Annotated in this window: 15 protein-coding genes; 3 read left to right on the forward strand and 12 right to left on the reverse strand. The window is 51.5% G+C overall.

Features of this window, described 5'->3' with window-relative positions; all coding sequences use genetic code 11:
• Positions 1-14 precede the first annotated feature (14 nt).
• Complete coding sequence (locus T320_RS10030; RefSeq protein WP_037355474.1) at positions 15-341, reverse strand: hypothetical protein; 327 nt, start codon at positions 339-341, stop codon at positions 15-17.
• A 48-nt stretch (positions 342-389) separates the two neighbouring features.
• Entirely contained in the window at positions 390-908 is a 519-nt protein-coding gene (locus T320_RS10035) for an AAA family ATPase (RefSeq protein ID WP_230578476.1), read from the reverse strand.
• 483 nt (positions 909-1,391) lie between these two features.
• Here T320_RS10035 and hypF point away from each other — a divergent pair, with 483 nt between their 5' ends.
• The 3 genes from hypF to T320_RS10050 all read left to right on the forward strand — a co-directional run bounded on the left by hypF (position 1,392) and on the right by T320_RS10050 (position 4,974).
• Entirely contained in the window at positions 1,392-3,665 is a 2,274-nt protein-coding gene (gene hypF / locus T320_RS10040) for a carbamoyltransferase HypF (RefSeq protein WP_037355476.1), read from the forward strand.
• A 103-nt stretch (positions 3,666-3,768) separates the two neighbouring features.
• Positions 3,769-4,047, forward strand: a complete 279-nt coding sequence (locus T320_RS10045) for a hypothetical protein (RefSeq protein WP_026760960.1) — start codon at positions 3,769-3,771, stop codon at positions 4,045-4,047.
• 129 nt (positions 4,048-4,176) lie between these two features.
• Positions 4,177-4,974: a tRNA 2-thiocytidine biosynthesis TtcA family protein gene (locus tag T320_RS10050; RefSeq protein ID WP_037355478.1), complete on the forward strand. Its 798-nt coding sequence runs from the start codon at positions 4,177-4,179 to the stop codon at positions 4,972-4,974.
• A 632-nt stretch (positions 4,975-5,606) separates the two neighbouring features.
• On the opposite strand, the gene T320_RS10060 is transcribed toward T320_RS10050, so the two are convergent.
• From T320_RS10060 to T320_RS10105, 10 genes are all read right to left on the reverse strand, one after another.
• A complete protein-coding gene (locus tag T320_RS10060) occupies positions 5,607-6,449 on the reverse strand; it encodes a hypothetical protein (RefSeq protein WP_037355482.1) in 843 nt (280 codons plus the stop codon).
• A gap of 56 nt (positions 6,450-6,505) precedes the next feature.
• Positions 6,506-6,826: a hypothetical protein gene (locus T320_RS10065; RefSeq protein WP_026760963.1), complete on the reverse strand. Its 321-nt coding sequence runs from the start codon at positions 6,824-6,826 to the stop codon at positions 6,506-6,508.
• A gap of 17 nt (positions 6,827-6,843) precedes the next feature.
• Positions 6,844-8,040 carry a bifunctional phosphopantothenoylcysteine decarboxylase/phosphopantothenate--cysteine ligase CoaBC gene (coaBC, locus tag T320_RS10070; RefSeq protein ID WP_037355483.1) on the reverse strand — a complete coding sequence of 399 codons (1,197 nt, stop codon included), beginning with the start codon at positions 8,038-8,040 and terminating at the stop codon, positions 6,844-6,846.
• Between the two features lies 1 nt (position 8,041).
• Positions 8,042-8,278, reverse strand: a complete 237-nt coding sequence (gene rpoZ, locus T320_RS10075; RefSeq protein WP_173437244.1) for a DNA-directed RNA polymerase subunit omega — start codon at positions 8,276-8,278, stop codon at positions 8,042-8,044.
• Positions 8,278-8,880 (reverse strand): guanylate kinase, encoded by a 603-nt coding sequence (gene gmk / locus T320_RS10080; protein ID WP_037355484.1) that lies wholly within the window; start codon positions 8,878-8,880, stop codon positions 8,278-8,280. The genes rpoZ and gmk overlap by 1 nt, the downstream gene beginning before the upstream one ends.
• Positions 8,881-9,165, reverse strand: a complete 285-nt coding sequence (gene remA, locus T320_RS10085) for an extracellular matrix/biofilm regulator RemA (protein ID WP_026760967.1) — start codon at positions 9,163-9,165, stop codon at positions 8,881-8,883.
• Positions 9,166-9,178: 13 nt separating this feature from the next.
• The gene (locus T320_RS10090) at positions 9,179-10,054 is read right to left on the reverse strand and encodes a YicC/YloC family endoribonuclease (RefSeq protein ID WP_037355486.1); all 876 of its coding nucleotides are present in this window, start codon (positions 10,052-10,054) and stop codon (positions 9,179-9,181) included.
• A complete protein-coding gene (dapF, locus tag T320_RS10095) occupies positions 10,048-10,908 on the reverse strand; it encodes a diaminopimelate epimerase (protein ID WP_037355488.1) in 861 nt (286 codons plus the stop codon). Before dapF ends, T320_RS10090 begins: the two co-directional genes overlap by 7 nt.
• Positions 10,909-11,227: 319 nt before the next feature.
• The gene (gene typA, locus T320_RS10100; RefSeq protein WP_037356480.1) at positions 11,228-13,048 is read right to left on the reverse strand and encodes a translational GTPase TypA; all 1,821 of its coding nucleotides are present in this window, start codon (positions 13,046-13,048) and stop codon (positions 11,228-11,230) included.
• Positions 13,049-13,173: 125 nt separating this feature from the next.
• Positions 13,174-13,929, reverse strand: coding sequence for an exodeoxyribonuclease III (locus T320_RS10105; protein WP_026760971.1), 756 nt, complete (start codon positions 13,927-13,929; stop codon positions 13,174-13,176).
• Positions 13,930-13,939: the final 10 nt, after the last annotated feature.

The following is a 13,939-nucleotide window of genomic DNA, read 5'->3' on the forward strand; positions in this document are numbered from 1 at the left end:
GAACAAGATCGTAATCATTCCACTCCTGGAAACGCATTCACATACTTGATTTTGATATCGGGGAAATTTTCGACAAACTGTACGGTAAAGTCTTCACCGCTTTCCACGAACTTCCACTCGCCGATTTTATCCGGGAAAGCTTCCACGACCTTCACCTTTAGGTCCGGGAAGGAATCCACTACCTTGACTTTAATATCAGCAAAGTGATCCACCACCTTCACTCTGCCGCAGAGTTTAATCCCTTTGTAATAGCCATCCCTGTTGACAGCAGATGCCGCCATCGCCGGAAGTGTCATAGTCAACAGCAGCAGAATGGTCAATATGGCTGTAAATTTTTTCACGGTTACTCACCTCCAACAAAATCAACATAAATCCGCAGAGGATATGCCTCATTTCATTTTCAAATCCAGCAATACCTTATCGGTTTCCCATGGTGATATGACGGTATAGCCGATACCAGCTCCATCCAGAACAGCCTTGATTTCATCATCCTTTACCTTGGCCCGTTCCAGATTGGTCTCCTTGCGCCCATCAATGCTGATGAATTCATCATTGCGCCGCAGGAGGTATTCCACATTGTCAAACTTGGCATGCTCATGCATGACCAGCTGGTCAAAGAGTTCATCCGGCGTATTGTTGTAAATGATATTCAAAGGCAGCGGCGAATCACAGACCGCATACTCCACGCCATAGCGTTCCAGCGTCTTGAGCCGGTGTACCTGCTCGGCAAAGAGATACAACTGGTCCTGCACGATGTCCGTGGCGTTCTGATACCAGAGCCACTTGGCATATTCGCCGACCAATTCCGTCTTGTGCCCTTTGCGTTTCAGCTTCGAGAAAATATCTGCGGCAATGGTACTCTTGCCAATGCCAGCACCGCCGTAAAAATTAATTACCTTCAAGTTCATGCTCCTATTCATTCTATATTTCCGATAATGATATTATACATCACCGCCGAACTATTCTCTAGCATTGAAAAAAATCAGCACCATGTTCGAATCCATGATGCTGATTTTTTCATTTTGAATGATTCATTCCCAACTGAAAATATAGTTACAGACAGCAAAAGAACCGGTATCACTCCACTGACTCCGGTTCTCGCTAAAAAGATGTAAGGAAATGGGATACTGGAAACTGGGATATGTTTCCAGAGAAGAGACCGATAGGTTTTTCCGATGTAAACCGGTGGGATATCCGGCTACTTGCCTATCGACACTTATAGTGTAACACATCTATTAAAAAAAATACACCCCCTGACGCAAAAAATTTTTATTTTTATCAATTTTTCAGTCTATTACAAATTTAATCCAATCTTATATCACCATATTTGCATGGCACAATCTCCTTAATATATAATAGAGAGTGATTTCAAAGGAAGGCGAGTGACAATCATGGCACTTTATCAAAGCAAAATCTTCGGCATCGTACAGGGCGTAGGCTTCCGTCCCTTTGTGACGCGATTGGCCGCCCGTTTTCATATCTGCGGCAGTGTCTGCAACAAGGGGCCTTACGTGGAGGTCTTCGCCCAGGGAAGTGAGGCAGCGGTTGACCAATTTCTCACCGCCATCGAGCAGGAACCGCCCGAGCGGGCCTCCATCCTGAAGCTGACCCGTCAAAAACTTGACCAGGCCGAAACATATGCCGACTTCCAAATTATTGAAAGCGCCAAGGAGCGGGGTTCCATCTTCGTATCCCCGGATATTGCCACCTGCGATAAATGCAAAGCGGAACTCTTTGACCCGCAGGATAAACGCTATCTTCATCCCTTCATCAACTGCACCGCCTGCGGCCCCCGCCTCACCATTTTAGACTCCATGCCCTATGACCGTGAGCGCACAAGCATGGGGGAATTTCCCATGTGCCCCAGCTGTCAGGCCGAATACGACAGCCCGGCCACCCGCCGCTATGATGCCCAGCCTGTCTGCTGCAACAACTGCGGGCCGGAAGTCTATCTCATCGGCGAGGAAGATGTGCGCGGGGCTGCCGCCATCACCCGCACCCGTCAAACCATTATCGCGGGCGGAATTGTGGCCATCAAGGGCATCGGCGGCTTTCATCTCTGCTGTGATGCCACCAACGATAACGCTGTCCGCCGCCTGCGAAAGTTAAAGCATCGTCCAATCAAGCCCTTTGCCATCATGGCCCGGGATATGACGGCGGTAGAGCGTGAATGTCAGGTAGAAGACGGCCAGCAAGAAATGCTCACAGGCCATCAAAAGCCCATTCTCCTCTTAAAGCGAAAATTGACCGGTCAAATTGTGGACAATGTAGCTCCCGGCAATCCCAAAATCGGTATGATGCTGCCCTATGCGCCTTTGCATATGCTGCTCTTTGATTATCCTGACGGACTCACCATGCCCGATACCCTTATCATGACCAGCGGCAATCCGGCAGGCGCACCCATCTGCCGGGATGATGACGGAGCCGTCGCTGCCCTTAGCGGCTTCTGTGATTTAATGCTGTCTCATAACCGCAAGATTCGCATTCGCGCTGACGATACGGTAATGGACTGGCTCACTGGCCAGCCCTACATGATTCGCCGCAGCCGTGGCTTTGCTCCCCTGCCCTTTATGCTGAAAAACGCTTGGCAAGGAGCTGTGCTGGGCATTGGCGGCGAGCTCAAGAACACCTTCTGCGTTGGCTGTGACAACATCTTCTATCCATCCCCCTACGTGGGCGATATGAGCGACCTACGCACCATGCAGGCTTTGCGGGAAACCATCCAGCGGCTGACGGAGCTTCTGGAGTGCGCCCCCAAAATTGTTGCTTGCGATATGCACCCACGCTATAACACCGTCACCATTGCCAAGGAGCTTGGCCTGCCCCTGTTCCCGGTTCAGCATCACTACGCCCATATTCTCTCCTGCATGGCAGAAAATGATTACGATGCCCCCGTCATCGGCGTGTCCTTTGATGGCACTGGCTACGGCACCGATGGCACCATCTGGGGCGGAGAAATTCTGCAGGCTGATTTTAAGGGCTTTCAACGGCTCGCTTCTATTACCCCCTTCCGTCAGGCCGGCGGCGACAAAGCCAGCCGGGAGGGCTGGCGCATTGCCGTGTCTTTGCTTTACGATTTGACCGGCGACAAGGAAGAAACGCGCAAACATGCTAAGGCGTTAAATCTTTGCAGTGAAGCTGACCTGGAGGCCATGTTCTTCATGCTGGATAACAACATCAACACCATCAAGAGCACCAGCGCCGGACGCCTCTTTGATGCTGTCAGCGCCATCTTAGGAATCCGCACTAGCTCCACCTTCGAAGGCGAAGCCAGCATGTATTTGGAATTTGCGGCCCGCAAATGGCAGGACGAACACAAAGATGCGCTGCCTGTTCCTGCTGAGATGAACACCGACCGACTCTTTGCCTATCTGCTGGAGCAGCGATTAAAAGGTGAGGACTCTGGCAAACTGGCCTATCTCTTCCATGCCGGCCTTGCCCGCTTCATCACGGCCGCCTGCCTGCGTGCCCGTAAAGACACGGGCTTAAATACAACAGCTCTGTCCGGCGGCGTTTTCCAAAACCTGCTGCTGACGGAACTTGTCACGACCTTCCTGCAGGAACAGGGCTTCACGGTTCTGCGCCACAGCCTGATTCCCCCTAATGACGGTGGCATTTGCCTGGGACAGGCTGTGGCTGCCATGTATCATTTGAATTCTGAGTAAAAGCCTCAAGTATACTTAAGAAAACATTTGTCCACAGGCACGTTTCATGTTATAATCGAATTAGAGATACTATCCTGCCTGCACTTGCAAGGGAGGGATTGTTATGAGCGGTACGAGTGGTATTGGCAGCTTTGCCTATCGCTGGAACCTAGTTGCCTCTGGCATCGCCTCGGTAGATGCCATAACGAGGACATCGGACTCATTTCACCAGAGCTCTGATAAGAACGACACCTCCGCTTCTCGTGATACTGTGGAAAGTGCTACGATTACCAAGAGGATGTCCGACGGAGCCATGATAATTTTACGTTATGATAAACGCGCCAAGGTTTCGGCTTATTCTGCAGGAAATAATACCGGCAATAACGTAAATATGACTGCTTGATTAACGGTTTATATTCAAGGACGGAATAAGCGGGCAGGAGTATCTCGACGAACTGTACAGCAAGCGTAAAAAAACCGGCTGAATGCCGGTTTTTTATTTGTTATATTCGATAATGCAAAGGAGCATGTTATGAATCTCAATATGCCACAACTTTACTACAGCAAGCTGATGCGGGCTGTGGTGGAATTCGATATGATTGCCGACGGCGACCACATTCTGCTGGGCATTTCCGGCGGCAAGGACAGCATCTTCCTCGCTTACGCCATGGCCATCTTGAAGCAGCGGCTGCACAAGGATTTCAAGCTGACCGCCCTCACCATCAATCCCCAGTTCAAAGACGAGCAGGGACGTCCTGCCTTCTTTGATATCGAGCGGGCCAAGGATTTCATGGCGAAGCTCAACATTCCCTATGAAATCATCGATGTGGACATTGCGGGCACCATTGAAACATGCCCGGACAAAAATCCCTGCTTTACCTGCGCCTTTTTCCGCCGGGGAGCCGTGAACCGCTATGCCAAAGAGCACGGTGTCAACAAGGTCGCCTATGCCCATCACCATGATGATGCCGTGGAAACCTTTCTGATGAGCCTGCTCTACTCCGGTCAGCTGCATACATTTACCCCGGTCACCTATCTGGACCGCATGGATTTGACGGTTATACGCCCCTTGGTTTACTTCCGGGAAAAAGAACTGATCGAAGCCATCAACATCCATGGTTTTGACCCGGTCAAAAGCCCCTGCCCCCATGACGGCAACACCTGCCGCCAGGAGGTCAAGGAACTCATTGCCAAATTGGAGCCCCAGATTCCCGATGTCTACGACCACCTAGGCGCCGCCATGCGTCAAGGGGCCCTTGGTGAACTCTGGCCCGCCGCCAAAACCCGGGAAGAAATGCGTAAGACATATTTCGCTTATAAGAATAAGTGAAGATAACTGCACTTGTATAATTGCAGTTTATCGGACAGTTCGTGATAAAGGTATCCAGTTCATACGTTGTCAAGGGGCGAACGGGGAGTAATTTTTCTGTTTTCCGCTAAACGACCCCTTCGCAAAGTAGAGCTGTCCAGTTACCTGCGCCGGGCAGGCCAACGGCGCTGCTTTCAGCGTATTTGCTTAGCTGATTTCTACCGGGGCCGGCCTTCACTTCGTTCAGGCAGTCGCTCCCTACAGAAAAATCACTCCCCGTCCGCCCCAAGCTACGGCCTTTACTATTGCCACGAACTCGTTGCTCCCGTAGCAAGAACATCGATGTACTTGCTGCTTGTCACCGAGAAAATGCCATCTTATACGGACATTGCTTAGGGCGGAGGTGGTGATGCTTTTCGCCGTGGAACGACTGTCCGAACGCAGTGAGGACTGGCCCACAAACGGCACAGACTAAAAACTGAGCTGAACATACGCGCCGCCGGTCTTGCCCGGCGCAGGTAACTAAAAAGCCCATACATTTACTTGTGGGTCATTCAGTGCAACGGCGAAAAGTATTACCACCTCCGCCCAAACTGAGCTGTAACAAAAAATTTCAGCACGTACTGGCAAACTGTAATTTATCTATCACAGGCTTATTTCATAGCCTTGTTAATGCCGTCCAGCAGCTCCTTCAATTCCTTGCTCTCCGTAAGCTTATAGGCAATGTCCAGGAAATACTGGGCGTGTTCGTATTTCTTATTAGCCAGCATGGTCTTGCCGTACTGCATGGCGGTCTCGATGATTTTGCTGTCCGGGCCTATGGGGAAGCCGTACTTTTCCCCATAGGAGCGCAGAGCTCCGATTGAGGGACGCTGGGCCTGGCCTTCCGTTTCATCGTGGATGTACTTAAGCTCCAGTTCCGCCTGATAGCGGCCTTCTGCATCGGCAAAACTCATGCTGAGCAGATAACAGCCTACGGCTTCATCCCACATCTGCTTTTCCACGAAGTAATAGCCTAAGTTGCGATAGCAATGGGCAATTTCCCGGCGCTTGTAGGCGATGGGGAATATGGCAATGGTCAGTTCCTTGAGCTTTTCCCAGTCCTTTTTCTGCTTAAAAACCTCCGCGTGCTCAAAGGCAATATCGGCGCTCATAGGATTCCAGTCCATGGCAATAGCCAAAGCCTCCTGCGCTTCGTCCAGCTTGCCCTGCTCCAACAGCAACGAGCCATACATGGCGTATAAGCGGTTCAGCGGTTCTTCGATATCGGACACGGGATGGATTTCCGGATGCTGGCTCTGGAACATCACCATTTCCATCAGCGTATTGAAGTCATAGTAATCGGCACGGCCGTCATTGTAGAGATTCAACGCCTCCACTGCTTCAATCTGCTGGCGCAGGATATCCACCGCTGCTTCCACATCTTTTTCCCCTGCCAGACTCAGCGCCTGACTCAGGGCATCCTCCATTTTTTTCTTTAAGGCATTTGCCTGCATACTTTCTTCTCCTTTGCATTATAAAAGCCCCCACGGATTCTGGGGGCTTTTTTCCATCATTTTTGCCGCTTCTTCTCCCGCTCCAGACGACGCTCATGCAGGTCTGCACATTTTTCCACAATGAGGCGCACAACCCAAGAAGGGGGTCTGGAGGCATCTTTATGGAACCACATCTCCACGGTGCGGCTGGGTGCACCCAGGATTTTCTCGCAATCCCGCGGGGTTATCCCCCAGAGGTCGCGCATCATCTTCATGGGCTCATCGGCACAGGCTATACGGTCCAGTTCCGCCGCTTTTTTCAGTTCTTCCACATCTACGTTAAAACCAGTCTTGCGCTGGAACCAGTTGGGAATATCTTCACGGGTAACCTTAGGCATAGCGCGCCTCCTTTGCTTTACATCATCTCTACTATCTTATTCAAGATGATGCCGGCTAATTCCTGCTTGCTCATCAATGGATATTTCTCACATTCGCCGTTGCGGAAGTAAATCTGCACCCGGTTGTTGTCCACAGCAAAGCCTGCATCTTTAGCCGATACATCATTGGCCACGATAAAGTCCAGATTCTTCTTCGAGAGCTTCTTTTTGGCGTATTCCTCCACATTGCAGGTTTCCGCCGCAAAGCCCACCAAAATCTGCTTGTCTTTTTGCTGACCAAGACCGTAGAGAATATCCGGATTGCGCTCTAAATGGAGCACCAGTTCATCATCGCTTTTTTTGATTTTATCCTTTGCCACCGTCTTGGGCCGGTAATCGGCCACAGCCGCCGACATGATAACCGCATCGGCTTTATCGTAAGCTGCCTGCACGGCCGCCTGCATTTCCAACGCGGTCTGAATGCGCACGGTCTTTACGCCTGCTGGGTCAGCCAGATTGCTAGGACCAGATACCAAGAGCACCTCTGCACCAAGCTTTGCGGCTTCCGCGGCAATGGCATACCCCATCTTGCCCGTAGAGTGATTGCCTAAGTAGCGCACTGGGTCCAGCGGCTCAATGGTGCCACCGGCAGTAACGATAATCTTGCGGCCCTGCAACGGCTGCTCTCCGCCCATAAAATCCATGACGAACTGTACGATTTGCACAGGTTCCGGCAGACGGCCCTTGCCCTCTACACCGCAGGCCAAGTGGCCAGAGGCAGGCTCAATCATCTGCACGCCCCGGCTCTTTAGCTCCGCGATATTCTTCTGGGTCACAGGATTCTCATACATATTGGTATTCATGGCCGGTGCCATGACGATGGGTGCCTTGGTGGCCAGTACCGTAGTGGTCAGCATATCATCGGCGATGCCCGCCGCCGTCTTGGCAATGATGTTGGCCGTGGCCGGGGCAATGAGCACAAGGTCAGCCAGCGTAGCTAGCGCAATATGTTCCACATTGAAGTTCGCTACCTTAGCCCACATATCCACAGACACAGGCTGACCCGTAATCTCCCGGAAGGTCAGTTCCGTGACAAACTCCGTGGCCTCCCGCGTCATGATGACATGAACCTCTGCTCCGGCTTTGCGGAGACGGGAGGCAATCTCCACCGCCTTGTAAGCGGCAATGCCTCCCGTCACGCCTAATACAATTTTCTTGCCTGTTAAGCTGCTCATCTTAGAGGTCAGCCTTGGAAATCTTGTAGGCGATTTTGCCCTCTGCGATTTCTTCCAGAGCATTGGTCACGTCTTTGGTGGATTTCATTTCGATTTCCTTGAGTTCTTCGCCATCCACCAGCTGACGGGCACGCTTGGAAGCGCATACCACCAGACCATAACGGCTGTCCACGCGGGACATCAGTTTATCCGTAGACGGGTTTACCATGCTCATTTCCGGTTTGCTCATTACTTTCATTACTTTGCCAACTCCTCAAAAATTTCCTGATTTTTATCCATACGGCAGTGTTCTGCAGTGCGAATCGCCATAATGCGCTGTACGGCATTTTTCACCGTATCATTAACCACCACATAGCCGTATTTTTTGCCATCTTCGATTTCCTTGCGGGCAGAACCCATGCGCTTCTGCAGGGATTCCTCCGTCTCGGAACCACGGCCGCGGATGCGGCGCTCCAGCTCTGCCAGAGACGGGGGCACAAGGAAGATAAAGAGCCCATCGGGGCATTTTTCCATGACACTCAAGGCACCCTGGGTATCGATTTCCAGCAGGATGTCCACACCTTCTGCCAGCCGTTCCTCGATTTTGCCCAGCGGCGTGCCGTAGTAATTGCCATAGACATTGGCATATTCCAAAAAGCCGCCTTCGGCAATCTTCTTTTCAAAATCGGCCTTATCCATGAAGTAGTAGTTCTTGCCGTCCACTTCTCCAGCCCGCGGCTGACGGGTCGTAGCGGAAATGGAATACGCAAGGTCCTGGGCCTGGGACAAAAGTTCACTGCATACCGTGCCCTTGCCTGTTCCCGAAGGACCGGAAACGACAATCAATAATCCTTTACTCATTTATTCCTCGTCTTCTTTCTCTTTCTCCGTCTTTACATCATCATCGTCATCCTCTACGCGATGAGCTACCGTTTCCGGCTGCACCGCCGATAAGATGACATGGTCGCTGTCCATAATGATTACTGCACGGGTTCTGCGTCCATAAGTCGCATCAATCAGCCGTTCCCCATCCCTGGCTTCCTGGATAATGCGCTTGATAGGCGCAGATTCCGGGCTCACAATGGCCACAATCCGATTGGCCGATACAATATTACCAAAGCCGATATTGATGAGTTTAATATCCATCAGTATCTCCCCTTTACTCGATATTTTGCACCTGCTCGCGAATCTTTTCGATTTCGCTTTTCATATCCACCACCAGCTGGGCCGCTTCGGTACTATTGGCCTTGGAACCAATGGTGTTCGTTTCCCTGTTAAATTCCTGAATGAGGAAGTCCAGCTTCCGGCCTACAGGCTCACCTGCCGCCATAATCTGACGGAACTGGCCGATATGGCTCTCGAGCCGCACCACTTCTTCCGTATAATTCACACGGTCGGCAAAGAGTGCGGTTTCCTGAATAATCCGCGTTTCATCAAAGTCCTTGCCAGCCAGCGCTTCTTCGAGCACTTCCTGCAGATGCTTGCGCCGTTCTTCCACAATGGCCGGCGCGAGCTTAATCACCTGCTGGCGCATTTCCTCAAGTTTGTCCAGGCGCTTAGCAAAGTCCTCTGCGATATGCGCGCCTTCCCGCTGACGCATGGTGTCAAAGGCCACAAGCGCCTGCGCCATAGCCTCCGTGAGCACCGGCTGCAGACCTTCAAAATCTGCCGTTTGCTCCACCTGCAGCACATCGGGAAAACCCGCAAACATCGCCGCGCTGTCAGGCCGTGGCAGATGCAGGGTATCGCTGAGCTCATTTAAGGCCGACTGATAGGCCAAAGCCAGCCCCTTATCCACACGGATGCTGCTCTTGGCTTCCCGCTTGTCCTGATAATTGATGAAAATATCCACCTTGCCGCGGGCTACAGTCTTGCGGATAAGCTGACGCAAACTTTCTTCCCACTCCCCAAACTGCCGGGGCATATGGAAATTCAGTTCCAAGAACCGCTGGTTGACGGCTTTTAACTCCACCGTCACCTTGTAATCATTATTCTCCACCGTTGCGGCACCGAAGCCGGTCATACTCTTCAGCATACACACGCCTCACAATCTGCCAACTCGCCGCTGAACACCAGTTCAGCCGGGCCAGTCATAAACACATGGTTATCATTCGCCCAATGAATCGAAAGTTTGCCGCCATCCAGTTCCACTTCCGTGGCAGCGTCTCTGTCCAATTTGCCGTTCAGAATGCCGGCCACCACCGTCGCACAGGAGCCCGTACCGCAGGCCAGCGTCACCGCAGCCCCACGTTCCCAGACGCGCATGCGTACATGCTGGCGGTCCTTGACCTCCACAAACTCCGTATTGGTCTTTTTCGGGAACAGCGCGTGTTCCTCAAACTTATGGCCCAATTCATAGATGGGGAAATTTTCCGCATCATCCACAAAGATGACACAGTGCGGATTGCCCATGGATACAGCCGTGAAATGATATTCCTGACCGTCAACGGACATTGACTTGTCAATAACCTTTGACCCGTCAAAGCCGACAACAGGTATTTCCTCACCCAAAAGATGCGGCTCACCCATATCCACTTTAATGCCCTTGACCTTGCCGCCTTCGAGCACAATCTCCGGCACCAAAATCCCGGCTCCCGTCTCCACGGTAAAGCGCGTTTTCTTCGTCAGGCCGAAGTCATAGAGATAGCGGGCAAAGCAGCGGATGCCGTTGCCGCACATCTCCGCCTCGCTGCCATCGGTGTTGAAAATCCGCATGCGGAAATCCGCATGCGCAGAAGGCAGTACCACGAGAATCCCATCTGCCCCGACGCCATAATGACGGTCACAGACCTTCCGGGCTACCGATGCGTAATCCTCTATATCATCCTGCAGGCAGTCGAACAAAACAAAATCATTGCCACAACCTTGCCACTTCGTAAATTTCTTCATCAATAACCTGCCTCCTGTCTATTTCGATATCTATACTATAATACCTGCATTTCCGCAAATTTTCAAGGTTTTTCTCACGATTTCACCGCAATACGAAAAACTCTCCCATTGACAAGTCAATCTGACATGTCAAAAATTGACTTGTCAACTCAATATAATGTAAGCCAAAGCCTCGCGGGCGCCTTAGCATGCTAATGTAATGTACGCAAAAGCCCGGTGGCTGATGATGCTTTCCCGTTGCGTTAGGCAAGCCTGCATAAGCTAAGGGAAAGTATTATCAGCCACCGGGCGTCTTAGTATATAGATGTTAACCTAACGATTAACCTTTGCGTGCATTCTTGGCTGCACGGCCACGCACGGTACGATCCAAAATGCTCTTGCGCAGACGGATGTGTTCCGGCGTAACTTCAACCATTTCATCATTATTGATGTATTCGATAGCCTGTTCCAGAGAGAGGATTCTCGGCGGGGTCAGGCGGATTGCTTCGTCAGAGGAAGACGTACGCATGTTGGATACGTTCTTCTTCTTGCAGGGGTTGATGTCGATATCATTATCGCGGGAGTTTTCACCAACGATCATACCTTCATAAACCTGTTCGCCCGGCTCAATGAACATTACGCCGCGATCCTGCAGGGAGAAGATACCATAACCAGTGGTTTCACCCTGTTCGAAAGCAACGAGGGAACCGCGCGTACGGCCCGGAATGTCACCCTTGTACGGAGCATAGCCATGGAACACATGGTTCATGATACCATTACCCTTGGTGCTCGTCAGCAGTTCGGAACGGAAACCAATCAGGCCGCGGGCCGGAATGGTAAATTCGAGGCGCATGTAGCCAGCCGTCTCCGTCATATTGGTGAGTTCAGCCTTACGGGTGCCGAGGCCTTCCATAACAGCGCCCATGTATTCCTGGGGCACTTCCACCGTCAGGTTTTCAATCGGTTCGCAGAGCTGACCGTTGATGGTCTTATAAACTACTTCCGGCTTACCAACCTGCAGTTCATAGCCTTCACGGCGCATGGTTTCAATCAGGATGGACAGGTGGAGTTCACCACGACCGGAAACCTTGAATACATCAGCAGAATCCGTTTCCTCAACCTTCATGGCCACATTGGTCTCGATTTCCTTGAACAGGCGGTCACGCAGGTGACGAGACGTTACGAACTGACCTTCACGGCCGGCAAACGGGCTCGTGTTAACACCGAAGGTCATGGACAGGGTCGGCTCGTCGATGTTAATCGTCGGCAGAGCTTCCGGATTTTCAGCGTCAGCTACGGTGTAACCGATGGATACATCACCGAGACCGGTCAGGGCTACGATTTCACCCATGCTGGCGGATTCGCTCTCTACACGCTGCAGGCCCTGATAAGTGAATACCTTACCGATTTTCGCTTTGGTTTCCTGGTCGCCATTGATGATGCAGACATTCTGGTTCGGTTTAGCCGTACCACGGATGATGCGGCCGATAGCCACGCGGCCTACGAAAGCATCGGATTCCAGCGTGGTAATCATCATCTGCAGCGGAGCATCCGGGTCACCATGCGGAGCCGGGATTTCCTTCACGATGGTTTCCATCAGCGGCTGCAGGTTGTCGTTGTCGTCATCCATGCTGTACTTGGCAATACCGTCACGAGCCGTAGCATAGATAACGGGGAAGTCGAGCTGGTCATCATCGGCATCGAGTTCCATGAAGAGTTCGAGAACTTCATCATAAACGTCATCTACACGCTGATTCGGCTTATCAATCTTGTTGATAACTACAATCGGCTTCAGCTTCTGTTCGAGAGCCTTGCGCAGCACGTATTTCGTCTGAGGCATCGGGCCTTCGAAGGCATCCACCAGCAGTACAACGCCATCAACCATGTTGAGGACACGTTCCACTTCGCCGCCGAAGTCAGCATGGCCCGGGGTGTCCACGATGTTGATTTTTACATCGTTGTACATAACGGCCGTGTTCTTGGAAAGAATCGTAATGCCGCGTTCACGCTCGATATCGCCGGAGTCCATAACGCGTTCTGCAACCTGTTCGTTGGAACGGAACACATGGCTCTGCTTCAGCATGCCATCGACCAGGGTGGTTTTACCATGGTCAACGTGGGCGATAATGGCGATGTTTCTTAAATTTTCATTGGTGGTCATACTCATTTTAGTGTAATCTGCCTCCTAAATTCTATAAAGCAAGGAAGGATACATAACTGTATCCCCCAAAAGCTCAACATAACGTATAAATTTTATCCTATGGCCGTGCCCCTGTCAAGGTTTTTCTAGCATTCAATCTCCAAGCCCACGGGGCAATGGTCACTGCCAAAAATCTCATTGTGGATGGTGGCATCCTTGATGTTTTCCTGTAGGCGCTTCGAGGCCACGAAGTAATCAATGCGCCACCCGGCGTTGTTGTCCCTAGCCTTGCGCAGATAGGACCACCAGGTGTAGATACCCGTGCGCTCCGGATATAACGTACGGAAGGTATCGATAAAGCCCGCTTCCAAAAGCTCACCGAACTTGGCTCTTTCCTCGTCGGTAAAGCCGGCGTTGTGATGATTTGTCTTGGGATTTTTGAGGTCAATCTCCTGATGAGCCACGTTGAGGTCCCCGCAGACAACCACAGGCTTTTGTTCATCCAGCTTCATTAAATACTGCCGAAAGGCGTCTTCCCATTCCATACGGTAGGAAAGCCGCTCGAGTTCCCGCTTGGAGTTCGGCGTATAGACCGTCACCAAAAACATCTCGGGAAATTCCAAGGTGATTACCCGGCCTTCATGGTCGTGTTCTTCAATGCCGAGGCCATAGGTGACATTCAATGGCTCAATACGGCTGAATACCGCCGTGCCGGAATAGCCCTTTTTCTCAGCGCTATTCCAATACTGCTTATAACCTGGCAAATCGAGGATTGCCTGGTCCGGCTGCATTTTGGTTTCCTGCAGACAGAACACGTCGGCATCCAGCTTGCAGAATGACTCCATAAATCCCTTTTTCAGACAGGCCCGCAGGCCGTTGACATTCCAGGAAATAAACTTCATCGTCCATGCC

This window comes from Selenomonas sp. FC4001, assembly GCF_000701565.1.
Classification (GTDB): domain Bacteria; phylum Bacillota; class Negativicutes; order Selenomonadales; family Selenomonadaceae; genus Selenomonas_A; species Selenomonas_A ruminantium_B.